Origin of the sequence: Dyadobacter linearis (assembly GCF_907165045.1) — a bacterium.
GTDB classification, from domain to species: domain Bacteria; phylum Bacteroidota; class Bacteroidia; order Cytophagales; family Spirosomataceae; genus Dyadobacter; species Dyadobacter linearis.
In genome coordinates, this window is sequence record NZ_CAJRAU010000005.1 from 22,070 (window position 1) to 46,011 (window position 23,942).

Consider the following 23,942-nt stretch of genomic DNA (forward strand, 5'->3'; position numbering starts at 1 on the left):
TTAAAGGGTCAAAAATACAATGAAAGATAGTTATTACTAAAAAACTGCTAAGTTTTATTACATTATCGGGAGCGTATTATACTACCCGACTTTTGGTCGAAGGTACTATCTTTTAATGATCGTATCAACAACTGATAAACAAGCGGGAGGTTGGTAGGAATTCGATTGCTCAGCTGCCCGGAATCAAGTGTCTGCAAAATGGTTGCTTCACTATTATAATATTGCCACTTGAAAGTCCCCAAACGTTTTCCGTTACTAAGTAAAATATTTAAGACTAATTCTATGTCCTCATTTGCGCGACTATGATTAAGTTCAAATGAAAGATCTTTTTCAAACGGATTAGGAAAAACTTTCAGGGTATTGAGTTTAATACCCCCGGGTTCAACCACTTGAAATCCGAACGCTATTTCAGAAAAGTTAGTATACGTATCCCATACTTTTAAGCGAACATTATATTTACCGGCAGGCAAATTATTCATCGGAAACCTGATCGTGCCAGATTTGTAATTATCGAGGTCTGCGGTGAAGTAATCGTTCAATATAATCGTAAGCGTATCATTAACGATAAGCGAGATGTGATGTCCTATTCCTGCACTGGAAACGCTGATACCACTTTCGTCGCTCAACTTTGCAAAAAGTACGGGAGACGTACTTACATTGTCCCCGTCCCGAAACGATTCGTTATTCATGTACCCAGCTACTTGCGGAGGCGTTTTATCGGTCGAAACCGGCGCACTGCCTCCTACAATAAGCGAAAGCTGCCCCGACGCATCGGCCGAGCTATCCGCACTGACTGCATAAATGCTGGCCCTGCCCAGGCCGCTTCTGTAATCAATATCTTTTGGAACAACAAACTCGCAGGTAAACCGGCCATCTTTAATCGTTACGCTACCGTCAAACAACTTGCTGCGAAACTCCGAATATTTTTCAGAAGCTGCCTCACTGCCGAGCGTTTCGAACTGAACAGGTTTATCATAAATGATTATCCTTGCTTTTCCCTGAAAGCTCCTGTCAGCTTCATTAGACCCGATATTGAGAATTTCTCCCTTTAATATTACTTTTTGTAAAGCGCGCAATGTGTCGGGAACCGGTGACCAGCGGATTGATTTCCTGGCCATCGCGAGCTGCATCGAAGGATCGCCCAGCAATGTAAAATTACGGTTCAGGCTCCCCACAAGCGCCTTATTTTTAGTTTCCCTGAAATAATCTCCCATCAATCTCCTCTCCCCTTTTTGTATGAGCGCCTCGTAAAATGCTTTGCTTAACGTAAAATTGGTACTTGAAAAAACAGGTCTGGTCGTGCTTATTGCACCTATTGCAGCACCTTTGGGACTTAATACCATCGTCTCCGCGCCCGATACAGCGCCGGGATCATCGTATCTGCCAAAGTCACAGGTAGCAGTAAAAAGCAAAGGAAGATTATCCATACCCCGCGCACTCAGCATATCGGATAACGTAAGCACCTGCTCTTCCGCCCAACCGCCTACCCCGCCGTGCCCGGTATAATTGATCATCAGCGTACCATCGTCAATACCTTTCCTGATTTTCGCATTGACCGCCGGCGACTTCTGACCTTCGTTTGTTGTGATCTGGGGAAATTCATCGATAAATATGCGCTCTGGAAAAAGCTCGCCCTGGATCAGACCGGCCAGCTGGTCGGCGTGACGCTGGTGAATATTCCCGTCGCCGTCATCGGCAATAAACTGTACTTTATTCTTCCAGCTTCCTTCCGATCGCAGCGTTTCGTAGCGGATTAGCTTGTTCACAATCGTTTTAGCCTCACCAATGGTCTTAGCTGGCAATCGCCCTATTCCAATATCCAGTGTTTGATCGCCCGCCGACGATTCCGTCCATTCGCCTTCATTTGGCTCCAAAAAACCAAAATAATCGTCTGACGAATAGGTATATACCGGATTCAAAGATTCGCGGCTCTCATACACAGGCACCCAGTTGTCTCTTTGCGACTGCGACTGATTTTTGGCCAAATTTCGATAGTCAAATGTCGCATCACCGAACAGCAGCAGGTACTTAAGTTTTCCAGGTGTTTTTTGGTATAAATGCCTCACGTAGTTTCTAATAGCACTCACATCCGGTTTTCCTGAGCCAAATTCATTATATATCTGCTGCGTAGTGACTACTGTTGTTTTCACCCCATTTTTTCCCGATCGAAAAGCAGCAAGGCGCTTTGCTTCCGATTCCCAGGTTGCGGGTGTCACGATCAGGAGTTCAGGTGTTTCCAGCGATATGATATCCTGGTTTTGAACAGGCTGCCAATTTGCGGGAATAAGTGCCTGATCGGTTTTAAATCCCACATATCTGACCTGTTTCTCAGGAACTTGCCTATTAAACGAAAAGCTACCCGAGTTTCCCTGATTCACGATCAACAGGGGCTCTGCGGCGTTGCTTACATCCCAAAGCAAGGTGCCAGTCGCCTCAGGGAAGCGATAAGTAACAGTTTCGGAGGGTTGATTTATAAAATAGTATATCTGCTGTTTATCAAAAAAGCGCAGCTCTCTTTTAAATTGTAGTGAAAGAAAATTAAGATAACCCTGTGCCGAATTTTGCCCGCCTTTATTATGGAGTACACCAGCCCTGAAAGTAGCAGGCGGCGCGGCGGGAGCTGTGGTAATTGCCGTGAAGTCTGATCTTAATGCTTTCACATCGTAAGTCCCCGAACCCACAGTGCCTATTGAAGTTTCACCTAAATTTTCACCATTTACTTGCCAGGAAAAACGGGTGGGAACCTGCGCAGCGCCGATCGCAGAGCCCCGGAATATGAGCGGAGAACCAGGTACTACATTCGGAATTTCTGCTCCGATTTGAAAAGCTGTATTTGCCAGATATTCACCCCACCATTCCCTGCCTGATTTAAGCAAATTGCTGGCTTCCAGTTCGTGGTACCAGTAATCGTCAAATTGCGTAACTACTCTCCCAGCAGTCGCAGTTTGTTCTGCATTCTTAATCCTGAGCCCCGCTTTTTGACCAAAAGACAGATAATAGTAGCTTGTATCGGAGTAGTAGTTGAGTTGATGATAAAGTTGCGCTTTGGCAGTATCGTAAAGGATCACGTGTGGTGACTCTGCGAAAAAGTAGATCGCATCGCCTGTATCGAATTTTCCATCGCCGTCACCCTGGACTAGAATAGCGTTTTCGACCAGTTCGCCATTTGTTTTTGCTGAATTGGATTGAGGCAGCATTTGCCCCCCGGTACCGAAGATCCGTAAGGTAGTTGGGTCAAGGCTCGACACATCTACGCCCATTTGACGCAGGAATGCATGGTCAATTTTATGAGCACCTGTTTGCGTAACAGCGATCTTGAACCAATCACCGGTAGCGAGTACAGATTGTGCAGGAAGTTGGTAAAAGGAAGAAGTGCCCAGATAGATTAAAACAGGGAGCAATAAATGTCTGGAAAAGTCAGCACGCTTCCACCAATGCATGGGCAGGTATTGTATAAAGGCGTTTTGATGCCTTGTCTGTACATAATATGCGGGTTCTTCTCAAAATCCCGCGGGTAAAAGTCCTGTTCTGAAAAACGAAGTTTGAACCTTCATGCAGCTGAACCAATGCAACTCTGCCAGAGCTGATCGCCTGATCATCATATTGTCTGAGCGCATTAAAGAGCAACTGATCGCCTCCGGTCGAAGCAGAAGGATTATGGGAATAACGAATTAAATGTATAAGAATGTCCTCCGGAAAAACATTTTCATTTAGTACCGGCTGTAAAAGCACGCCAAATTCATATTTCCATTCGGCACCGTGCGGCGCGACACGTTTTCTTAATGTCCTTCTATATTTATAGTGAACCACACAATGTGCTACTTCGTGCAGGTAAGTAACGAGGAAATTGTAGGGATTCAGGTTCGCGTTGACCGTAATTTTTGGGATTAATCCGGGCTTTACCGTAAAGTCACCCAGGCGCGTCCGGCGGGGGCGGGACAATGAAAATGCAAAGTTGTGATTGTTAAAAAGCGCTGCACAATAGGCGCTGGCGGCCGAAGGAACATGCAGGCCAAAGGAGATATTTTTCATCCCTTAAATAAAAAAAGAAAAGCCCTATTTTCATAGAGCTTTTCCAATGTTTTCGACTTGTACGTCTGATTACTTGATAGAATCAGCAGAAGCAGAATCAGTTACCATTGTGTCAACAGCAGTAGTATCAACCATAGGAGTTTCAACAGTTACAGCAGTTGTGTCAGCAGATTCGTCAGCTGGTTTGCTAGTACAAGAAGCGAAAGCTACCATCCCGGCAACAAACGCAAATGCAAAGAATTTTTTCATTTCTTGGGTGTAATTAAGGTTCGATACAAATGTAATATGATTGAAAGCAATATTCCTAAATTTTGAGATTGTATTTTTCCAAGAACTTAAAATTTCCTTAGAAAAAACTTAAATCCCTTGATTAAATCCAAGAATTTCTCGCGAATCTATCACACACTTTGCAGTTTCCGGTTGTAGCTGTTTACGCATTGCGCGATTTCCGAAAGTAATTCTGGGTTTTGTTCAATTCCATTTCCAACTACTATCACATCGGCGCCGGCACTTAACGCGATATCCGCTTTCTCAAAGGAATTGATTCCGCCACCGACAATAATAGGCGTGTCCACAGCTTGCCGCACTGCGGCGATAATTTCGCCGGGAACCGGGAACTGAGCTCCGCTGCCTGCATCCAGGAACATGTGTTTCAGGCCGAGGTATTCACCTGCCAGTGCAGTGCATGCAACTATACCGGGTTTGTCACGTGGAAGTGGCGTGGTAGCACTGATATAAGATACCGTAGTCAGTTTCCCGCTTTCTACCAGCATATAGCCGGTTGGTAATACCTCAATGCCGCTGCGCTTGAGCAAAGGAGCCGCAATAACGTGCTGTCCGATTAACAGCTCCGCATTCCGGCCGGAGATTAAGGATAATAAAAGAATTGCGTCCGCTGAGGGATCAATATGCAAACTGCTTCCCGGAAAGAGAATGGCAGGAATATCAGTATGCTCGTGAATTGCAGCTATTAATTTATCAATCGCGTAATTAGTAATGAGGCTTCCTCCTACAAAAAAGAAGTCAACGCCATGACCAGCCGCATATTCTAGGAATTTCGGAAAAGTGGAGAGATTTACTTTATCTGGATCTAAGAGAACGGCAAACGATTTCCTTTTTTCTATTTTACGCTTCGAAAGGAGGTCTGCGATTTGATGATTCGCTGTTTTCATTCAGTTTTTCGTTCGTCTTCAATTAAATGCTTAAGCTTTTTGCGGGCCCAGCCCACGGCTAACGTCCAGGCCAGGCTTTGAACAGCCGCTGCAACCTGCGACTCTTTTTTCACCTTGTCAAGCTTCTTGTTAGTCACCAGGTGCAGCTGATTTTCCTCCGCCTCTTCCTGCCTTTTCTTAGCTTCTTCCCGCTGCTTGTCCTTTTTCGTTTTAGGAAGGAATGCATTCATGACCACAAATGTAGTGGCAACTACACCTCCTATTATCAAAGCCTGTTTTCCGTAGGCAGTAGCGTCTGTTTTCAGGTCAGTCCACTGGTTCTCTAGCTTGTCACGATAAATATCAGCATCTAGTAGCAGGTCCTGCTTATCTCTGTCTGTATCAGACGAAAAAGGCTTGGTAATTTTTACCGACGAATCTATTGGAGTACTCATTTCATTTCTGTTTGATGGTGCCCTAAGAATTCAAAAGGAATCCAAAAATAGTAATTCGGGCTAATTTATTTCTTAAAATAGACCAGCAAAGCTTTATTCCTCTTTATCCTTCATAAAACGAACGATCACTGAGCGTATCATCTGGATAAACTTTTCTTTCCATACGATCCAGATTATCAGCTTGATAACAAATACACCAAGCAGGATCAGGTATCCCAGGTAATCGCTGTCCAACCATTTATTCAGGAAGGTCCCGAGTAGTATAACTACTAATATCAGTACTGTGAGCGCTATACATAACACCAGAGCCCCGTAAATCGCCATGACAACAGCGCGCTCAATCTTGTCCCTGGTCTCAATCTTAAATAAATCGATCCGAGTCTCGAAATATTTAAAAAGCGTGTCTTTGATTTCCTCTATTTGGCTAAGCATAATCAGGTAGTTATCAAGTCATGTGTATCCGTTTCCAACCCTTTTTTTCGGGTCTCGCGTACACTAGTCCAAAAACATACCAAGTAAAGCAGAAACAACAGAAACGACCAGACCGAAGAGCAGAGCCGAAAAGAAGTTACTGATATAAAATCCATCTACCAGAAAGCTCGCCAGGTAAATGATAAATACGTTAACGACAAAATAGAACAGTCCCAGCGTAAGAATCGTAATGGGGAGCGCAAGAATTTGCAGGACCGGTTTTAAAAATGTATTCAGGATTCCCAGCACGATGGCCACGATGATTGCAGTCGTAAAACTTTCGACTGAAACACCGGGAATTAAATGAGCACCTACCAGTACAGCCAAAGTACTGATTACAAGTCGTAGGAGTAATTTCATGCACGATGTGTTTATTGGTGACGGCTACGAAGTACGTCAATTACCTCATCTAAGTCAATGTTTTTTTCTTCCAAAAGCACCAAAAGATGGAACAGCAAATCGGACACTTCGTTCTTGAAAAGCTCCGTGTCGTTGTCCTTCGCTTCGATCACAACCTCGACCGCTTCCTCGCCTACTTTCTGCGCGATCTTGTTGATTCCCCTTTTAAAAAGGCTGCTTGTATACGATTCCTCGGTCGGATTTAATTTTCTTTCCCTGATTACTTTTTTCTGAAGATAATTGAGAAAAAAAGCCTCCCCGATTCGGGCATCCTGACTATTTTTTTCCCCAAAACAGGTATCAGCCCCTGTGTGGCATGTTGGACCGGCCGGAGTGGCTTTTATCAGCAAAGTATCACCATCACAATCGGCAATGATTTCGTTAATAAAAAGGAAATTACCCGAGGTTTCGCCCTTCGTCCAAAGCCGCTGCTTGCTCCGGCTGAAAAACGTAACTGTTCCTTCCAGCCTGGTCTTTTCCAAAGCTTCGGAATTCATATAACCGAGCATCAGCACTTTGTCAGTGTGAAAATCCTGGATAACTGCCGGTACCAGCCCGTCGGCCGATTTTGCAAAATCAATTGTAGAAAAAGTGTCGCTCATCTTGTATTATTTATCTGGTCAGTCTGATAGGAAGCTGCTTGTCGCTCAAATAATCCTTCAAGTCGGGAATATCGATTTCCCTGAAGTGAAAAATGCTTGCCGCCAAACCTGCATCAGCTTTTCCTGTTGTGAAAACATCATAAAAATGTGACATCGTGCCCGCGCCACCTGAGGCGATCACGGGTATATTGCCGTTCTCGGAGATCGTCGCCGTCAGTTCGAGCGCGAAACCGTTCTTGGTACCGTCGGTGTCCATCGACGTCAGTAACAACTCGCCGGCGCCCCGATCCTCCACTTCTTTGGCCCAGGGAATCGTGCGGAGTTCGGTAGGTTTGCGGCCCCCGTGGGTGTGCACAATGTGCTCTTTCCCGTGCTCCGTATCTATATAGCGCGTATCAATAGCCACTACAATGCATTGACTGCCAAATTCCAGAGCCAGTTCATCGATCAGGTCCGGATTCCGGACAGCAGCCGAATTGATAGAAACCTTATCTGCTCCCGCGTGCAGCAATGCCGAGACATCCGCTACCGAGGAAATCCCGCCGCCAACAGTAAAAGGGATATTGATAGTCTGTGCTACCCTTTTCACTAATTCTATAAATGTCGAGCGGCCGTCGATCGTGGCGGTAATATCGAGGTAAACAAGCTCATCCGCTCCCTGCGCTGCGTAAAGCGCGCCGAGCTCCACTGCATCGCCTGCATCGCGCAGGTTCACGAAATTAACCCCTTTTACAGTGCGCCCGTCTTTTACGTCCAGACAGGGAATTATTCTTTTTGTCAGCATATATCAGGATGAAAAACGCATTAGTTCGGGTAAGCTGATCCTGTTTTCATAAATGGCTTTCCCAATGATCACGCCATAAATGTTCATTTCTGCCAGTTTCTCCACATCCCCTATCCCGCTGATCCCGCCGCTGGCTATGATATTCAGGTCGGGACATTTATCCTGAAGATTTTTATAAAGATCAAATGAAGGACCTTGCAGCAAACCGTCTTTCGCCACGTCGGTACTGATCGTGTATTTCACCCCTTTTTCCACATATTCTTCCACAAAATCATAAACCCATAATGTAGTACCCTCTTCCCAGCCGCTCACAGCGATCTTTTCGTTTTTCGCGTCAGCGCCGAGGATAATCTTGTCGCCGCCGTAAGTTTGCAGCCAGTGGGTAAATAACTCCGGATTTTTAACCGCAATACTACCACCGGTAACCTGCTTGGCGCCACTTTCAAATACCACGCGCAGATCATCATCTGACTGAACGCCGCCGCCGAAATCAATATGCAGGGAGGTTTTCGAAGCAATGCTTTCCAGTACCTTCCAGTTGACGACCTTCTTGGCTTTTGCTCCATCCAGGTCTACCAAATGCAGCCTTTTCAAACCTGCGTCTTCGAACTGCATGGCTACTTCCAGCGGATGCTCGTTATATATTTTCTTTTGTCCGTAATCGCCTTGTGTAAGGCGCACGCACTTTCCTTCGATCAGATCAATAGCGGGTATTATTTCGATCATTTATGGTCGGGTATTTAGGATTTCAAATTCAAAAAATTCTCAATGATCTGCTGGCCTGCGTTGCCGCTGATCTCACAGTGAAATTGCGCCGCGTAGAAATTATCCCGGTGCAGCATCGCACTGAACGGGAATGCGTAATCGCAGGTGGCGACAGTATATTCGCAAACCGGCGCCGCGTAACTATGTACGAAATACATAAATGCACTTTGTGGAATGTTGTCAGTAAGCGGGGTTTTGTAGTCAATTATATTGTTCCAGCCCATGTGCGGCACTTTCATGCCCGAGTCGGCCGGAAACCGTTTTACGTCCACATCGAATATCCCCATACAATCCGTATTGTTCTCTTCCGAATGCCGGCACATCAGCTGCATGCCCACGCAGGTACCGAATACCGGCTGCTTCAATGCAGGGATAATTTTGTCAAGACCCGTTTTGCGCAGGTAGCTCATGGTCGTGCTCGCTTCGCCCACGCCGGGAAAAATGACTTTGTCGGCAGAAGTGATCTCGGCTACGTCGTCGGTGTACAAGTACCCAGCGCCCAGCCTGTCGAGCGCGTACATGACCGACTGCACATTTCCTGCATTGTACTTGATGATTACGGTTTTCATCCGGTTTCGATATTGAGAAAAGAACAAAAAAAGCCCGATTAAAAAATCGGGCTTCTGGGGGATACTATGTATTCAACCTTATTACAACACTACTTGCAAAAACATATCACCCAAGACGACCGAAAGCCTGACGGCTATGATGAAAATGATGATATGTTTCAGCGATTATCATACCACAAATGTAAGCAAAAAAAGTGAACACCGGCAGCCGTCAAGTAAAAATTGCATTAAAATTTGCTTAGAGATTTCTTGTACATTGCATCTGCAAAATGGCCTTTTACCATCATGAAACTATTCTTTTCACGTCTTTTCTTTTTCCTGATCACATTGGTTACTTCTCAATCCATGGCGCAGTCCGACGAGCTGGCGCAGAAGCTTTTCAAAGCACATTCCACATTTAAGGAAGCCACACTCACACAAAGGCGCTTCAAGCAAAAAGACATTCTTCCATTGATTTCCAAGCGGCTGGGCAACCCGATGTACACCATTGAAAAGGTTGGAGAATCCTTTGAAGGGCGCACTATTCAAATGCTGAAAGTAGGTACCGGCAAGAAAAAAGTGCTGCTCTGGACGCAAATGCACGGCGACGAGCCGACCGCAACTATGGCCAGTTTTGACATGTTCAACTTCCTGGAAGGCAAAAACGACGGCTTCGACAGCTTTCGCAAGGAGCTATTGGAAAAAACCACATTATACTTCGTACCAATGCTCAATCCGGACGGCGCAGAACGCTACCAGCGCCGCACAATGCAGGGTATTGATATGAACCGCGACGCCGCAGCCAGGCAAACGCCCGAAGCTGTTATACTGAAAGGTTTGGTGGATAAATTAAAACCAGACTACGGTTTCAACCTCCACGACCAGAGTCCGCGCTACTCGGCGGGCAGGAGCCCAAAAGTGGCGACTATCTCATTTCTGGCGACTTCTTATGATTACGAGCTGTCGATCAACGACGTACGCCAGCGTTCCATGCAGCTCATTGTGGGCATGAATAAGATACTGCAAAAGTACATTCCCGGCCAGGTAGCAAGGTATTCCGACGATCACGAGCCGCGTGGGTTTGGGGATAATGTTCAAAAATGGGGTACTACGCTGGTACTGATCGAATCGGGAGGCTATGTAGGCGATCCGGAAAAGCAATATATCCGGCAGTTGAACTTTATGGCGATACTGTCTGCATTAGGCAAGATTGCCGACAACTCGCTGACGAAAGAAAAACGTGACGATTATTATGATATACCCGAAAACGGTCGCTGGGTTTATGATCTGGTAGTAAGGAATGCGACGGTAAGGCAAGCGGGAAAATCGTTTACAACCGACCTTGGAATTAACCGGAATGAAGTAAGCTACTCCAATGCAACCAAGTTTTTTTATTACAGTAAAATAGAAGATTTCGGCGACCTGCACCCGCAGTACGGCAGTCAGGAGATTGATGCGCAAGGGTACACTATTGAAAAAGGAAAAGTTTATCCTACTACCTATAAGAATGTGAGCGAAATCAGTAAGCTCAATGCATTGAACCTCCTCAAAGAAGGTTACACTTACGTAAGGCTCGCAGCAGATGCCAACACGCGTGCCCTAGGACTTTATTTTACCACAACCCCATTACATATATTAAGAAGCGGCCAACCCGCACCTTCGGGCGTACCCGGGCTTGGCAATACTGCAACCTTCATTCTTAAAAAAGGAGGTAAAGTGAAGTATGCCGTGATCAATGGATTTGTACACGATCTGGACAATTTCACTGCGGAAAAAGGACAGGGTATTGTGGAGTAAAACGGCATTTTGATACAACAAAAAAGACCGGAGACATACGTTTCCGGCCTTTTTAAATTCTGACACCAATTATATAAGAACTATTATTTTTTCAAAGAGTAATCTGTGTTCTGGGGATCGAAATTAGCCCAGCCCGCAGTCCAGTCTGTTGTGTTGAATGCACCAGCGTAAGTAGTTGCTTCAAATCCGGCTGGCAATGTAGTACCGCCAGTCAAAAGTGGAGAAGTTGCTTGTGGCAATACTGCTGGCTTAGCAGAGATCGAATTAAAACCAGCTGGGAACAACAGGCTTGCAACAGTTGCAACGCTGTTTTTAGCACCCGCAGCAAATTGCGCAGCAGTAATTCCTTCGATCGCGCCTTGCGCTTGTGTTCCTGACAAAGCCACGTGAACACCTTCCAGTTTCAAAGTACCGTTTGTAAAGTTTGGCAAAGAAGGCGCTTCGATACGAACACCTGAACGTGGCCACGCACCTGTAAATACACTGTTGTAAATCGAGATAGTCGAGTTACGACGAATTCTGGCTGCTGACGCGAATTTTCCGTTCGGAGTTCCGTCGCCCATTGCTACCGTGATGTTGGCAAATTTCGCAGCAGTTTGCGGCGTTTTGTTTGTTCCGTCACCATCGTTATCAGATTCAAATCCGTTAGAGTCACCAGCCTGGTCAGCAACCGCTGGATCACGGATGATCAAACCATATTGTACCAATCCGCTGAAACCGTTGTCTGTATCAAAATCATCATCAAGGCCACGGAAAGAGACAAGGTGTTTTGCATTCACAGTTCCACCGAACCATTCAAATGCATCGTCGCCTCCGAAAGAGCATTGTACATATTCGATCTTCGTTCCTGAACCAACACCACCCATTGTAAGGCTGTTGATTTCCTGATCCGTAGCGTAAGCAATACCAGCGAATTCGATGCGCACATATTTCAGCTCGCCAGAGTTGTCAGCAGCCTCAGTACCACCGTACTCAGTTCTTCCTTCGCCTTCAATTACGGCAGGAGTCTTGTTCACAGGTGCTTTTCCAAGGATTACCAAACCTCCCCAGTCACCGGCTCTTCTTGAACCAGCTGCTTCATTGGAAGTAAAAACGATAGGCTGCGTTGCAGTTCCAACCGCCATGATCTTCGCTCCTCTTTTAACGAAAAGTGCTCCTTTTGAATCTTTATCACCTTTAATGATCGTTCCTGGCTGAATAGTAAGTGTTGCGCCATCTTCCACATATACAAATCCTGTGATCAGATATTGCTTGTCAGCTGTCCATGTTGTATTGGCCGCGATGCTTCCTTTTACGGTCACCATTTCAGTCGCTACCGGCTCTTCTGGTTCTGGCTCTGTGTTGTCGTCCTTGCAGGCTGCAAATCCTGTGAGCAACAACGCTGCCATGAGGAGGTTAAATAATTTACTGAACTTTTTCATAAAAATGATTGATTTGGATTGACTTAAACTTGTTGCTTGGTGATTAGAATTTGTAAGAAATACCTACTGTGGTGTAAGATCCGCGGCGGAAAGACTGGTAAGATTCATCTACGCCAGTGATCTTTCCATCCAGGTTACTGTCTTGTACCAACCTGAATTTTTGATTAAGAATATCCTGGATACCCGCTTTGAATTCGAGGTGAGGCCCAAGTGCTTTAATGATATTGAAGTCGAGTACGTTGCGGGGAAGTTCATAAACGGTAGGCTGCACTTCTTTGTCGCCCACGAGGAAAATCCTTTTTCCAACCACATTATAAAGCATGTTGACCTGCCAGCCTCTGTTCACATCATTATAATAAAGACCTGTATTGATCAGATAAGGAGATTGTCCCTGCAACTGGCGGTTTTCTTCCTGGCCTGCAAAGCCGGTCAGTACATCACTTTTGATCACCGACGCATTCAATACGAGTGTCAGATTATCAACGAGTGAAGAGGTAGTGAGGTTTTTCAGAGATTTTCTTACTTCCACTTCCCCACCGATCGCATAAGCTTCTTCGGCATTATCAACCGAGAAAGTTACCCCCGATCCTGCGTACCGAACCCTGGTTTCGATCGGGTTTTTGAAGTGTTTGTAAAAACCTGCAACCGAGATCACTTCACCCTCATTCGGATAGAATTCGTACCGCAGATCCACATTCTGAATGCTAGGTGTTTTCAGGTTTTCATTACCAACCCGTGACACGTCGAATGCAAAGTCATAATAGGTGAAAGGTGCCAGCTCGCGGAACTCAGGCCGGTTAAGCGACATGGTATAAGCGACACGCAGCAATGATTTTTCGGTAAAATTGTAAGCAAGGTTAACCGAAGGCAGGAACCGCAGAATAGGGTTGTTCACATCCACGCGATCACCTCCACCACGCTGGCGGCTTTGCAATTGCTGGCGGTTATGCTCTGCACGCACACCAAAAGAACCATTGAACCTTGGCGTAAAAGGAATATAAGAGCCAACATAAGCAGCCAGAAGTGTGTTTTGAGCCGCATACTGATCATCCGTATTCGTTCTCTCTCCGTAATGCAGCCTGTTCGCAGCTATATTTTCATCACTGAACAATTGTGCTGCCGGCAATGTGAGGATTTCCTCGGGTACTCCGCCAGGATTATTCACATTAAACCAGCGTGCTGCAAAATCTCTGTCTTTATATTCTCCGAACAAGCCCGCACGAAGCTTGATCTGCATTTTTTCTTCTCCTTCATATCCGTTGCGCTCGATACGGTGCTCGCCGTCAACACGGAACGAAGATGCTAGTTCTTTCAAAGAAGAGTAAAAGCGCGCGCCGCGAGTCAAACTTGCATTGCTTCCCGGTACTACTTCCACAGTAAACGGATCATTTGTTCCAATGTTCCGGCTCGTTACAAAACGTCTGAAATCAGGCTCGTCGCGGTTGGTATAGCCAAATGCACCCGTCCATTTCAAAGTAGTGGCTTCCGACATTTCGTGCGTTCCGCTCAGCTGACCCGTGTAAATGCTCTTAGATTCGTACCGGAATGCATAATTCTGTACATCGCGGTCATTATCAAGGCTGTAACCCTGGCGGAACGTAGTTTCCTTGCTGCTCAGCTGGTTAAAAAGGTTCCTGAATTCAATTTTGTGCTGCGGGTTAAAGATTAATCCCCAGTTGGACATTACGCCCAAACGCACATTGTGACCATAAAACTGATCATTATAGCTCGTCTCGATCTGAGAATCCTGTGTACTATTGTTGAATGCGAGGTAGCGGAACTGATTGGTAGGTGTTACCTGATTGGCACTGGTATAGCTCAGGTTGTTAAAGGTCGTCAAACGCAGCCTTCCCAGGTCCATGCTATTGTTATATCCCAGCGACACGCGCAAATCCGGCGTCACGGTTTTTGTATACGTATCAACGAACTTAGGCAGATTACGGAATGCATTGAACGTCGCTTCCGTAGGCTGGCTTGCATTGGTTTGTCTCGCAGTTGGAAATGTAGAAGGAAGCTTCCGGTCGCCTGCGCCGAAGCCCAGCCAGTCCATCGAAGATCCGCGATAATCGAGTACATTACTGAAAGTGGTACCGGCCCTAAAACCCGGAGAGATAGCTACTGTAAAACCGTTTGCGTCAGGGATTGTCTTGGTATAAATTTTAATAACCCCACCTGCAAACTCACCCGGAAGCTCAGGTGCGCCCGATTTGAATATCAGCATTCTGTCGATCGCTGTGCTTGGGATCAGGTCAAATGAGAAGGATTTTACGTCCACTTCCGTCGAAGGTGTGATCGCATCATTGAGCATTACAGTATTATAACGCTCGTTCAAACCACGGATAATGACAAATCTGTCATCCTGAATAGAAACCCCCGGAACGCGGCGGATTACTTGTGAAGCGTCCCTGTCCTGCGAGCGCTGGATCTGCTGGGCTGAGATACCAACTGCGATCTGTTCTGCCTGCTTGATCTCGGTGATCACCGAAACGTCCGTAAAAGTCTGGCGCTGGCCTACGATCTTTACTTCCGTCAGGTTGGCTACGTCTTCTTCTAATGTAGTGTTGATTAAAACGGTCTGATTCGGGTAAACTGTAACTTCGATCTCTTTCGCCTTGTAAGAAACGTAAGTGACGATCACAGTTTGTTTTCCGGTTGGAATACCAGGCAAGTCAAATTTACCTTCAATGTCGGACGAAGCGCCGACTGGCGGGGTACTGCCTTTAAGTACTACACTTGCACCGATTACCGGTTCTTTGGATTGGGCATCAACGATCGTTCCTTTGATGGAACCTGTCTGAGCGAATGCAGCAGACGTGCTGATAAGCAGGAGGATGAATGATAAAAATCTTGATTTCATGTTGTGTCAGAATAATTTCCGGCACAAAACTAGGTTGGCTACATTACTCCCAGATTTCTCTAATGTTATCTAATTGTTAACACTCAAAAACCGTAACTCGGTGATAATGATCACTATATTTGGCGAACCTACCTGATTAGCTCCCAAACATTGCCTTAAACCTGCTCTTTCAGATTGATAAATTGGTTTCGTCCTGTGAATGCAATATATTCGAATTCATTTACTTTGTCTTGACAATTACTTTGTCGGAATTTTTCATCTAATCCCAGCTTAATGTCCGAGTTTCAGGCGTACCTACAATTAGGTTTTGAACACATTACCGATTCCAATGGCTATGACCACATTCTATTTATCATGGCGCTTTGTACAATTTATACTCTGATTGACTGGAAAAAGGTAATTGTACTGGTTACTGCATTCACGATCGGGCATTCGATCACTTTGGCGCTGGCTACACTGGGCCTGGTTAGCATAAATCCCGACTGGATCGAGCTGCTGATACCAATCACGATCGTAATTACGGCTTGTCTCAATTTCTTTTATACAGTACCAAAAGGTTCTTATGTTAAAAGAGATGATAATACAATGCTCAGGTACGGACTGGCACTTTTCTTTGGTCTGATCCACGGACTGGGCTTTTCGAACTACCTGCGCGCATTGCTTGGAAAAGAGGCCGGGATATTTAATCCTTTGTTAGGTTTTAATGTGGGTTTGGAACTTGGCCAGCTTATTATCGTATTCATTATCCTCTCAATCGCCTTTTTGCTTATCGAGATCCTGCGCGTTCAGCGACTGAGCTGGATCCATATTTTGTCGGGCATTATTGTCGGAATGGCTTTTTCCCTAATTTTAAACAACGAACTTTTTCAAAGCATTACCGGCGGCTCCGCTGACTAGCACCAATTACTATATTACTGAATAACCAAATGAAAAACCTGCTACTCCCTTTATTTCTATTGCTGGTGTCGGTCGCAACCTTCGCCCAGCAGCTTCCGCCTTCGGCGACCTATCAGTACAACGACCGGTTTGAACAACTGGGCCCGATGCTGCCTACTCCCAATTCCACGCGGGCCGCTTCCGGCGCTCCCGGCCGTGAATACTGGCAGCAGCGCGCTGATTACGACATTAAAGCTGAACTTGACGACGAAAACCGCCGCATTATCGGATCGGAAACGATCACTTTTTTCAATAACTCTCCTGATGAGCTGAAATACATCTGGATGCAGCTCGATCAGAATCTTTTCAAAAAAGACGGAATAGGTGCAATGTCCCGGACAGGCGCGATCAGTGATAAAGGAATGACGACCGGCCAGCTTGCCAATCTGAATAACGGAAGAGGTTCCTCCCTCGACCCGAAAACGGAATATGGCTACAATATCACAGCCGTAAAAGATAAAGCCGGCAAGCCGCTTCCTTACAAGATCAATGGTACGATGATGCGCATTGACCTGCCCGCGGCTATGAAACCGGGTACCAGCATTGTTTTCGGCGTAGACTGGAATTATAATATCACGGAATACTACGGTCGCAGCGGCTATGAGTTTTTCCCGAAAGACGGAAACGCAAACTACTTTATCGCGCACTGGTTTCCACGCCTCGCCCCTTACGACGATGTAAATGGCTGGAACCACAAGCAGTTTTTAGGTCAGGGAGAATTTGCATTGATTTTTGGAAACTACAAGGTAGCGATCACCGTACCCGCCGACCACGTGGTTGCAGCCAGCGGTGAATGCCAGAACTACGCCCAGGTTTTGACGGCCACGCAAAAGCAGCGCCTGAAAAAAGCTGAAACTTCAAAGACGCCGGTTTTGATCGTGACGCAGGATGAGGCTATCAAAGCTGAAAAGCGCGAAAACAAGAACCCGGGCAAGAAAACGTGGATTTACAAAGCAGATAATGTGCGTGACTTTGCATTTGCAAGCAGCCGGAAATTTATTTGGGATGCGATGCAAACCGATGTTTACAAAAGCGGCCGCAAGATCTGGTGTATGTCCATTTACCCAAAAGAAGGTAACCCGCTGTGGGAACAATATTCGACGCGCGCAGTGGCACACACCCTGAAATCGTACGGCGACCGCACTTTTGAATACCCTTATCCGGTTGCAATATCCTGTCACGGCGTAGCTGGCGGCGGGATGGAATATCCGATGATCAGTTTCAACGGCGGCCGCCCGGAGGAAGATGGTACTTACAGTGAGGCAGTTAAATACGGAATGATCGGAGTGATTATTCACGAAGTAGGTCACAACTTTTTCCCGATGATCGTCAACTCCGACGAACGTCAGTGGGCGTGGATGGACGAAGGTTTGAATACTTTTTGCCAATATCTCGCTGAAAAAGAATGGGATTATAATTTTCCTACCCGCCGTGGCGAACCCAACCAGATCACCGATTATATGTCTTCCGACAAATCGGTACTGACACCAATTATGGCTTCGGCTGAGAACGTAATCGGCTTGGGACCAAACGCTTACGCGAAACCTGCGACTGCTTTGAATATCCTGCGCGAAACTGTTATGGGCCGGGAGCTTTTTGACCATGCATTCAAAGAATATGCAAACCGGTGGCGCTTCAAAAGCCCAACTCCGGCAGATTTCTTCCGGACGATGGAAGATGCATCCGGGGTGGATCTTGACTGGTTCTGGAAAGGCTGGTTTTATGGTACAGAAGCTGTGGATCAGGATCTGTTAAGTGTGGATTGGTTTAATATCGATACCCAGAATCCCGATATTGAAAAGGAACTCGCGCGCAAAGCGGCGGCGGAGAGGCTGAATACCATGAGCAAAATCCAGGATGCCAAAACGAAGGGCGAAACGGTAGTGGCGCAGGATTCCACAATGGCGGATTTCTATAACCGCTACGATCCATTTAAGGTAACCGAGGCAGATAAGCAGAAATACGAACAATACCTGGCTTCACTTTCGGAAACTGAGCGTGAGCTAATCCGTGAAAACACGAACTTTTACACCTTATCCATTAAAAACAAAGGCGGACTTCCGATGCCCGTGATCGTTAAAATGGGTTTTGAAGATGGTACGGACTCTGTGGCTGTATTTCCGGCTGAAATCTGGCGCTTCAACGACCAGCAGATCAATAAGGTGATCTCAACCAAAAAGAAAGTGGTACAATGGGAACTGGATCCTTACCAGCAGATCGCTGATATAGACACAGAAAATAATTCCTTTCCACGCGTAGCGAAGCCAACCCGCTTCCAGATCTTCAAGCAGCAAACCAGAAAAGCACCAAACCCAATGCAAATGCAGGGAGCCGGCGCTGGAAAAGTAGGCACAGATCCGAAGAACTAGGTAACTACCAAAATCATAAAATCCGCTCCGGCACATCGCCAGAGCGGATTTTTTATGCAATTTCAAAATTGATTCTATGTAATTTCAAAATAGAAGCTATGTAATTTCAAAGTAAAGGTTATGTAATTTCAAAATAGAAGTTATGTAATTTCAAAGTTTGAGTATCTTTGAGAGAGTCATTTCAGATCTCATGAACTTCGTAGACAGGCACATAGAACGCGTAATCCTGGAACAAAGCAGCAAGTTTCCAGTAATTGCTGTAACCGGGCCAAGACAGTCTGGAAAGACTACGCTTTTGAAGACTTTGTTTAAAGGCTACTCTTACATTTCGCTTGAAGACCTGAACAATCGCGCATTCGCCTCCGTAGATCCTGTCGCATTTTTGAATTTATACAATGACAAAGTCATATTGGATGAAGTCCAGCGTGTTCCTGAGCTTTTCTCCTACATTCAAACCATCGTGGACGGCTCGGGCAAAATGGGCCAATTTATCCTCTCGGGATCTCAAAATTTTCAGCTGTTGAACAACATCACCCAAAGTCTGGCGGGCCGCGTGGCGCTGTTTAAATTGTTGCCCTTTGACTTTGACGAAATGAAATCAGGAAATTTGCTGGCGGATAATGTAGCAGACGCCTGTATAAACGGTTTCTATCCGGCTATCTATGATCGTTCGATAAAACCGACCATATTTTACTCCAATTATATTCAGACATACGTAGAAAGGGACGTTACCGAGTTAACCAATATCAGAGATACACGCCAGTTCCGCACATTCGTGAGCTTGTGCGCCGGCCGGGTAGGACAACTAATGAACCTAAATTCACTTGCCAACGAATGCGGGATTTCTCAACCGACTGCCAAATCCTGGCTATCGATTCTTGAAAGCAGTTATATCATTTTTCAACTCCAACCTTACTATCAAAATTTCAACAAAAGAGTTGTAAAAACGCCAAAGTTATACTTTTACGATACCGGGTTATTGTGTCACATTCTTGGCATAAGGGATGCAGATACTTTTCATAATAATTCATCAAAAGGAAATATTTTTGAAAACCTGATTATTGCTGAATATCAAAAGAAGAATGCTCACCAATATCTCCATAACGAATATTGGTTCTGGCGCGATTCCAACGGACACGAGGTTGATCTTTTAAATCAAAATGGAAATGCATTTGATATTTTTGAAATAAAATCGACCCAAACTATCCTGACAGAGCATTTTAAAGGACTGAATTTTTTTGATGAAATAAGCGGAGGAAAAGTGGGCGCGAAAACGCTGATATATGGCGGAAATGAAGACCAGAAAAGGACTAACTACTCAGTTCTTGGCTGGCGGAATATCTAAACAAAAATCCCTAAGACAAATGAAAATCGTAATTCTTGACGGATATACTTTGAACCCGGGAGATCTGGACTGGGCGCCTATTAAAATGTTGGGTGAAGTTGAAATTTATGACCGGTCGAAGCCGGAGGAAATTGTGGAACGGGCAGCCGGGGCAGAAGTAGTTTTTGTGAATAAAGTGGTATTGTCAGGAGCTATTCTGGATCAGCTTCCGGGACTGAAATATATTGGTGTGACCGCCACTGGTTTTAATAATATAGACATTGAAGCAGCGAAAAAACCGGGTATTATCGTCACAAATGTGCGGGCTTACAGCTCAGCTTCAGTGGCGCAGCAAACTTTCGCATTGCTGCTATCACTGGTGAATCGTGCTGAAATGCATAGTCAGAGCGTATTTGCGGGGGAATGGGCGGCTTCGGCCGATTTCTGTTACTGGAAATCGCCGCTTACCGAGCTAGCCGGCAAAACGATCGGGCTGATCGGACTGGGTGATATTGGTTCGCAGGTTGCGCAGATCGCAATCGCATTTGGCATGAAAGTGATCGCCTATCGAAAACATCCAAAGCCTGTTGAAGGCATTGAAATGGTGTCACTGGACGAAATTTTCAAGCGAAGTGACGTGGTAAGTCTGCACTGTCCGCTGACTGACGGGACGAAGGAAATCATCAATAAGGATAACCTGGCAAAGATGAAATCGACTGCGATCGTGCTGAACACAGGTCGGGGACCGCTGATTCACGAAGCCGATCTGGCAGAAGCATTAAAAAACGGCGTAATCGCTGGTGCCGGGCTGGATGTACTTTCTGCGGAGCCTCCAAAGGGGGACAACCCACTTTTATCTGCACCGAACTGCGTGATTACACCTCACGTTGCCTGGGCCACTTTTGAAGCGCGAAAAAGGTTAATGCAACTAGCAGCCGAAAATCTCTCCGCTTTTATGAAAGGGAACCCGATTAACGTGGTATCCTAGCCTATTTTTTCTTTTTCTTTCTCCCGCTTTTCTTCTTCTTTTTACCCCAATTATTTTTCATAGCTGAATAAGATTTCTTACTAACCGTCTTCTTGCTCTTGGGCTGGGAAGTGCCTTTCTTTTTCTTGGCGTTAATATTATTGACAAGCGAATTCTTTACACCCAGCTTGTTCTTTTTAGTATTCGCCGACTTTTTCGGGCCTTTCTTTTTCTTAGCCTTTGCCATTTGTGATGAAGTTTTGAGAAAAGTTTAAATTTTCATGCCGGGGGATATTTCAGAAGAAGCCAATCATTTTCAAATGGGCTGGCCAGACTTTACTAAATTGCAATGAAACACCAGCGTGAACAATGAAATACCCAAATCGACTTTCTTCCGGTGCAAATAACCTCGTTATCGCGCTTTCTGAAACGGAGGTCGCCAAGCTTTTCATGGACGATACACGTTCCGATATCGGCTCTGAGGCGGAGAAAATGAAATACGCGAATCAGGTTAACGATCTCATTGTCAAATTTGTGCGACTGGATTATCATGAAGAATTTCAAGCAGAAATGCTCGTGATGGAGCGGCTGAAACCCATAGATTTTCGCGCGTATGAAGTAGGTACCAGAGAGTTGTGGCTCGATGTATTTGAAGACGAACTTACACAGTTACATCAAAATGGGTTTGTTCACCGCGATCTCAGACGCCCTTCCGGGATCGGCGGCTTATATTACGATAATATCCTGCTAACCGAAACGGGTTTGAGGCTGATCGACGTAGGTATTTCTGCTCTCAGAGAACAGGTAGGGGACAAAATATTTGATAAATATCTCGAAACAGAACGTTCGGAAATGGCTGCCTTCAAAGAGTATTTCTTAAATCGATAATCCAAAAAACATCACCTTATTAGTAGCACCGACCCTTCTTTCGAAACAGCCACACCTTTGCTGGTAACCCCTTCAATTTTGTAAAAATAGTCACCGCTACCGGCTTGCTGACCTCGGTAACTTCCGTCCCATTTACAATCTGTTTTATCAGAAAAGTACACTACCTCGCCGGAGCGGCTGTAAATGATGAACTTATTGAAAGTAATATCTCCCCCATTCTGCGGGCTGAAAGTCTCATTCTTTCCGTCGCCGTTTGGAGAGAATATTCCAGGCATAAATATCGCCGATGCTTTTTTGAGCGAAAGTGTGGTACTCGTCGAGGCAGTGCAGCCCTCAGGGGACGTAGCCGTAACCTGATATGTCGTCTCTTGATCAATCGAGGCGATCGGGTCAGAAATTGCAGCATTATTTAACCCTACTTCCGGCGTCCAGACATAGCTGATATTCCCCAAACCCTGTTCAGACACAAATGCATTCAGCTGAACCGGTGTATTTGGGTCGACCCGCGTATCTCCGGTCACATGCACAGTGATGCCGGGAATCACTTCAACAGTGACTGTCCGCTGCGCCGTTTTACAATCCAATGTCCCCGTAACGGTATACGTAGTGGTTTGCGATGGCGTCGCGAAAGGTTCTTTTGCCGTGGGATCATCAAGTCCGGCGGCTGGTGACCAGGTATGAGAAATCGCATTACTGGTATTGGCCAACTTAATCCCTTGCCCGGCGCAGATCGTCACATTATCATCAGGAATATTCAATATAACCTCATCCACAGGATCAATCCGCAGCGGCTTAACCGTTGATACACAACCTCCTGCCTCTTTTACAGCAAGCTGATGATAACCTGGCGCGACTACAAAAACCGAATCAGTTTGAAAATGAACGGAATCGATCGAATACAGGTAAGGCGCAGTACCACCTTCCCCGACGACCGTAATTTTACCTTTATCGTTGGTACAAGTCGCATGTTCCCATCTGGCCGAAACTTCCGCCTGTGCGATCGTCACCGTTTTCTTGATCACAATCTTATTCTCCGGCAGCTTTACATTCGTTATTGTGAGAATAACTGTTTTAATCCCGGTCGATAGCCAATATACTTTAAACGGCCCGAGACCCGAACCCGCAACCATCATTCCGTCAACCCATTCCCATTCGAATATAAAATCATCACTCACAGCCACATACATATTCCCAAGATCTCTTTCGGAGGTAAATCCCTTATGTGGTAGCAGGTTGCCCGTGTACATAGCCTCGAAATAGGTACTAACCGAGCAGGCCGAGTTCGGTGTAAGGGTAAAATAGCTGGACGGAGAAGTTTGCGCGAACGCACGGATATTTGCTACCAGGATTGTCAGAAAAATCAGCAGGCAAAATCTCATAACAGGCTGGTGCGGAAGGTTATTCTTATCCGACAAAATAAGTAATATTAGGTTACAATTTAAAATACCACAAACCGCGCTGGGCTGGTTTTTGTACAATCTGGTTTTCAGGTTAATTTTACCGTTTCACTCTGATCCAAGCTTCGCGTTTTGAATAATCGACTGGCCATCATATTATCAGTATTGTTTCACCCACTGATCCTCACTACCTACCTATTTGCACTGCTGTTCCTGCTCTCCCCCGATCTGGTCGGCGTAAGTGCGTTTGAACTTCCGGCGTTGGGCAGTTTGTTGACGCTTTTGTTCCTGAATACCTTCATCGCTCCCGCCGTAGTAACTTACTATTTTATGAAAATGGGGATGATCAAAAATCTTTATATTGATGATGTTACCGAGCGGCGGATTCCCTATCTGGCGACGGTTTTCATTTATGGGCTGGCGACTTACCTATTCGGCTGGCAATTACAACCAATAGCCCAAATGGCCCCGCAAATTTCCGTGATCCTGGCTAGTGTCACATTGTCCCTCGTAATTGTAACCGCTGTCAGTTTTTTCTGGAAAATCAGCGCGCATGCGACGGGAATCGGGGGGATGATCGCAATACTATCGGGGTTAATGATGCGGTTTGAAGATTATGCATTGCTCTACCCGCTAATTACCGCCATACTCATAGCAGGATTACTGTTGAGTGCGCGTTTGCAACTGAATGCACACAGTCCCGCACAGATTTTCGTCGGCTTTATTTGCGGCGTACTCGTAAGTAGTATGACCATTTACTTTTACTTCTGAGGTTATAT

General features: G+C 45.7%; 22 protein-coding genes. 7 read left to right on the forward strand and 15 right to left on the reverse strand.

Features of this window, described 5'->3' with window-relative positions; genetic code table 11:
• Positions 1-62 precede the first annotated feature (62 nt).
• From porU to hisH, 11 genes are all read right to left on the reverse strand, one after another.
• On the reverse strand, positions 63-3,440 hold the full coding sequence (gene porU, locus KOD92_RS17065) for a type IX secretion system sortase PorU (RefSeq protein WP_215234809.1): 3,378 nt from the start codon (positions 3,438-3,440) through the stop codon (positions 63-65).
• Positions 3,418-4,032 (reverse strand): SprT family zinc-dependent metalloprotease, encoded by a 615-nt coding sequence (locus KOD92_RS17070; protein WP_229254723.1) that lies wholly within the window; start codon positions 4,030-4,032, stop codon positions 3,418-3,420. The genes porU and KOD92_RS17070 overlap by 23 nt, the downstream gene beginning before the upstream one ends.
• A gap of 69 nt (positions 4,033-4,101) precedes the next feature.
• Positions 4,102-4,281 (reverse strand): PG1828 family lipoprotein, encoded by a 180-nt coding sequence (locus tag KOD92_RS17075; RefSeq protein WP_215234810.1) that lies wholly within the window; start codon positions 4,279-4,281, stop codon positions 4,102-4,104.
• 149 nt (positions 4,282-4,430) lie between these two features.
• Positions 4,431-5,204, reverse strand: a complete 774-nt coding sequence (locus KOD92_RS17080) for a phosphoglycerol geranylgeranyltransferase (RefSeq protein WP_215234811.1) — start codon at positions 5,202-5,204, stop codon at positions 4,431-4,433.
• Positions 5,201-5,638, reverse strand: coding sequence for a hypothetical protein (locus KOD92_RS17085; RefSeq protein ID WP_215234812.1), 438 nt, complete (start codon positions 5,636-5,638; stop codon positions 5,201-5,203). Before KOD92_RS17085 ends, KOD92_RS17080 begins: the two co-directional genes overlap by 4 nt.
• Before the next feature lie 93 nt (positions 5,639-5,731).
• Positions 5,732-6,070, reverse strand: a complete 339-nt coding sequence (locus KOD92_RS17090; RefSeq protein ID WP_215234813.1) for a phage holin family protein — start codon at positions 6,068-6,070, stop codon at positions 5,732-5,734.
• A 63-nt stretch (positions 6,071-6,133) separates the two neighbouring features.
• Positions 6,134-6,469 carry a phage holin family protein gene (locus KOD92_RS17095; protein WP_215234814.1) on the reverse strand — a complete coding sequence of 112 codons (336 nt, stop codon included), beginning with the start codon at positions 6,467-6,469 and terminating at the stop codon, positions 6,134-6,136.
• A gap of 11 nt (positions 6,470-6,480) precedes the next feature.
• Positions 6,481-7,110 (reverse strand): bifunctional phosphoribosyl-AMP cyclohydrolase/phosphoribosyl-ATP diphosphatase HisIE, encoded by a 630-nt coding sequence (gene hisIE / locus KOD92_RS17100; protein WP_215234815.1) that lies wholly within the window; start codon positions 7,108-7,110, stop codon positions 6,481-6,483.
• Between the two features lie 10 nt (positions 7,111-7,120).
• On the reverse strand, positions 7,121-7,894 hold the full coding sequence (hisF, locus tag KOD92_RS17105) for an imidazole glycerol phosphate synthase subunit HisF (protein ID WP_215234816.1): 774 nt from the start codon (positions 7,892-7,894) through the stop codon (positions 7,121-7,123).
• A gap of 3 nt (positions 7,895-7,897) precedes the next feature.
• Positions 7,898-8,620 carry a 1-(5-phosphoribosyl)-5-[(5-phosphoribosylamino)methylideneamino]imidazole-4-carboxamide isomerase gene (gene hisA / locus KOD92_RS17110; protein WP_215234817.1) on the reverse strand — a complete coding sequence of 241 codons (723 nt, stop codon included), beginning with the start codon at positions 8,618-8,620 and terminating at the stop codon, positions 7,898-7,900.
• Between the two features lie 14 nt (positions 8,621-8,634).
• On the reverse strand, positions 8,635-9,228 hold the full coding sequence (gene hisH, locus KOD92_RS17115) for an imidazole glycerol phosphate synthase subunit HisH (protein ID WP_215234818.1): 594 nt from the start codon (positions 9,226-9,228) through the stop codon (positions 8,635-8,637).
• Positions 9,229-9,513: 285 nt separating this feature from the next.
• Here hisH and KOD92_RS17120 point away from each other — a divergent pair, with 285 nt between their 5' ends.
• A complete protein-coding gene (locus KOD92_RS17120) occupies positions 9,514-11,004 on the forward strand; it encodes a M14 family zinc carboxypeptidase (RefSeq protein ID WP_215234819.1) in 1,491 nt (496 codons plus the stop codon).
• Between the two features lie 83 nt (positions 11,005-11,087).
• On the opposite strand, the gene KOD92_RS17125 is transcribed toward KOD92_RS17120, so the two are convergent.
• Both KOD92_RS17125 and KOD92_RS17130 read right to left on the reverse strand, forming a co-directional pair.
• Positions 11,088-12,425, reverse strand: coding sequence for a T9SS C-terminal target domain-containing protein (locus KOD92_RS17125; RefSeq protein WP_215234820.1), 1,338 nt, complete (start codon positions 12,423-12,425; stop codon positions 11,088-11,090).
• Between the two features lie 43 nt (positions 12,426-12,468).
• Positions 12,469-15,282: a TonB-dependent receptor gene (locus tag KOD92_RS17130; RefSeq protein ID WP_215234821.1), complete on the reverse strand. Its 2,814-nt coding sequence runs from the start codon at positions 15,280-15,282 to the stop codon at positions 12,469-12,471.
• 273 nt (positions 15,283-15,555) lie between these two features.
• Here KOD92_RS17130 and KOD92_RS17135 point away from each other — a divergent pair, with 273 nt between their 5' ends.
• The 4 genes from KOD92_RS17135 to KOD92_RS17150 all read left to right on the forward strand — a co-directional run bounded on the left by KOD92_RS17135 (position 15,556) and on the right by KOD92_RS17150 (position 20,899).
• Positions 15,556-16,179: a HupE/UreJ family protein gene (locus KOD92_RS17135; protein WP_215234822.1), complete on the forward strand. Its 624-nt coding sequence runs from the start codon at positions 15,556-15,558 to the stop codon at positions 16,177-16,179.
• A 29-nt stretch (positions 16,180-16,208) separates the two neighbouring features.
• A complete protein-coding gene (locus tag KOD92_RS17140; RefSeq protein WP_215234823.1) occupies positions 16,209-18,587 on the forward strand; it encodes a M1 family metallopeptidase in 2,379 nt (792 codons plus the stop codon).
• Positions 18,588-18,777: 190 nt separating this feature from the next.
• Positions 18,778-19,932 (forward strand): ATP-binding protein, encoded by a 1,155-nt coding sequence (locus KOD92_RS17145; RefSeq protein WP_215234824.1) that lies wholly within the window; start codon positions 18,778-18,780, stop codon positions 19,930-19,932.
• A 19-nt stretch (positions 19,933-19,951) separates the two neighbouring features.
• Positions 19,952-20,899 (forward strand): D-2-hydroxyacid dehydrogenase, encoded by a 948-nt coding sequence (locus tag KOD92_RS17150; RefSeq protein ID WP_215234825.1) that lies wholly within the window; start codon positions 19,952-19,954, stop codon positions 20,897-20,899.
• 1 nt (position 20,900) lies between these two features.
• Here KOD92_RS17150 and KOD92_RS17155 read toward each other — a convergent pair whose 3' ends face one another.
• Positions 20,901-21,125: a hypothetical protein gene (locus tag KOD92_RS17155; RefSeq protein ID WP_215234826.1), complete on the reverse strand. Its 225-nt coding sequence runs from the start codon at positions 21,123-21,125 to the stop codon at positions 20,901-20,903.
• A 122-nt stretch (positions 21,126-21,247) separates the two neighbouring features.
• On the opposite strand from KOD92_RS17155, the gene KOD92_RS17160 reads away from it, so the two are divergent.
• Positions 21,248-21,766 carry a hypothetical protein gene (locus tag KOD92_RS17160; protein ID WP_215234827.1) on the forward strand — a complete coding sequence of 173 codons (519 nt, stop codon included), beginning with the start codon at positions 21,248-21,250 and terminating at the stop codon, positions 21,764-21,766.
• An 11-nt stretch (positions 21,767-21,777) separates the two neighbouring features.
• On the opposite strand, the gene KOD92_RS17165 is transcribed toward KOD92_RS17160, so the two are convergent.
• Complete coding sequence (locus tag KOD92_RS17165; RefSeq protein ID WP_215234828.1) at positions 21,778-23,145, reverse strand: T9SS type B sorting domain-containing protein; 1,368 nt, start codon at positions 23,143-23,145, stop codon at positions 21,778-21,780.
• Positions 23,146-23,295: 150 nt separating this feature from the next.
• Between KOD92_RS17165 and KOD92_RS17170 the strand changes: the two genes are divergently transcribed.
• Complete coding sequence (locus KOD92_RS17170) at positions 23,296-23,934, forward strand: hypothetical protein (protein WP_215234829.1); 639 nt, start codon at positions 23,296-23,298, stop codon at positions 23,932-23,934.
• Positions 23,935-23,942 lie beyond the last annotated feature (8 nt).

What these genes read in the sequence shown, in the direction of transcription:
- KOD92_RS17145 (WP_215234824.1), top strand. Translation starts at nt 18,778, where the DNA reads ATGAACTTCGTAGACAGGCACATAGAACGCGTAATCCTGGAACAAAGC.
- hisA (WP_215234817.1), bottom strand. Translation starts at nt 8,620, where the DNA reads ATGATCGAAATAATACCCGCTATTGATCTGATCGAAGGAAAGTGCGTG.
- KOD92_RS17075 (WP_215234810.1), bottom strand. Translation starts at nt 4,281, where the DNA reads ATGAAAAAATTCTTTGCATTTGCGTTTGTTGCCGGGATGGTAGCTTTC.
- KOD92_RS17130 (WP_215234821.1), bottom strand. Translation starts at nt 15,282, where the DNA reads ATGAAATCAAGATTTTTATCATTCATCCTCCTGCTTATCAGCACGTCT.
- porU (WP_215234809.1), bottom strand. Translation starts at nt 3,440, where the DNA reads ATGCATTGGTGGAAGCGTGCTGACTTTTCCAGACATTTATTGCTCCCT.
- KOD92_RS17080 (WP_215234811.1), bottom strand. Translation starts at nt 5,204, where the DNA reads ATGAAAACAGCGAATCATCAAATCGCAGACCTCCTTTCGAAGCGTAAA.
- hisIE (WP_215234815.1), bottom strand. Translation starts at nt 7,110, where the DNA reads ATGAGCGACACTTTTTCTACAATTGATTTTGCAAAATCGGCCGACGGG.
- KOD92_RS17140 (WP_215234823.1), top strand. Translation starts at nt 16,209, where the DNA reads ATGAAAAACCTGCTACTCCCTTTATTTCTATTGCTGGTGTCGGTCGCA.
- KOD92_RS17095 (WP_215234814.1), bottom strand. Translation starts at nt 6,469, where the DNA reads ATGAAATTACTCCTACGACTTGTAATCAGTACTTTGGCTGTACTGGTA.
- KOD92_RS17160 (WP_215234827.1), top strand. Translation starts at nt 21,248, where the DNA reads ATGAAATACCCAAATCGACTTTCTTCCGGTGCAAATAACCTCGTTATC.
- KOD92_RS17120 (WP_215234819.1), top strand. Translation starts at nt 9,514, where the DNA reads ATGAAACTATTCTTTTCACGTCTTTTCTTTTTCCTGATCACATTGGTT.
- KOD92_RS17135 (WP_215234822.1), top strand. Translation starts at nt 15,556, where the DNA reads ATGTCCGAGTTTCAGGCGTACCTACAATTAGGTTTTGAACACATTACC.
- KOD92_RS17165 (WP_215234828.1), bottom strand. Translation starts at nt 23,145, where the DNA reads ATGAGATTTTGCCTGCTGATTTTTCTGACAATCCTGGTAGCAAATATC.
- KOD92_RS17090 (WP_215234813.1), bottom strand. Translation starts at nt 6,070, where the DNA reads ATGCTTAGCCAAATAGAGGAAATCAAAGACACGCTTTTTAAATATTTC.
- KOD92_RS17125 (WP_215234820.1), bottom strand. Translation starts at nt 12,425, where the DNA reads ATGAAAAAGTTCAGTAAATTATTTAACCTCCTCATGGCAGCGTTGTTG.
- KOD92_RS17085 (WP_215234812.1), bottom strand. Translation starts at nt 5,638, where the DNA reads ATGAGTACTCCAATAGATTCGTCGGTAAAAATTACCAAGCCTTTTTCG.
- KOD92_RS17155 (WP_215234826.1), bottom strand. Translation starts at nt 21,125, where the DNA reads ATGGCAAAGGCTAAGAAAAAGAAAGGCCCGAAAAAGTCGGCGAATACT.
- KOD92_RS17070 (WP_229254723.1), bottom strand. Translation starts at nt 4,032, where the DNA reads ATGAAAAATATCTCCTTTGGCCTGCATGTTCCTTCGGCCGCCAGCGCC.
- hisH (WP_215234818.1), bottom strand. Translation starts at nt 9,228, where the DNA reads ATGAAAACCGTAATCATCAAGTACAATGCAGGAAATGTGCAGTCGGTC.
- KOD92_RS17150 (WP_215234825.1), top strand. Translation starts at nt 19,952, where the DNA reads ATGAAAATCGTAATTCTTGACGGATATACTTTGAACCCGGGAGATCTG.
- hisF (WP_215234816.1), bottom strand. Translation starts at nt 7,894, where the DNA reads ATGCTGACAAAAAGAATAATTCCCTGTCTGGACGTAAAAGACGGGCGC.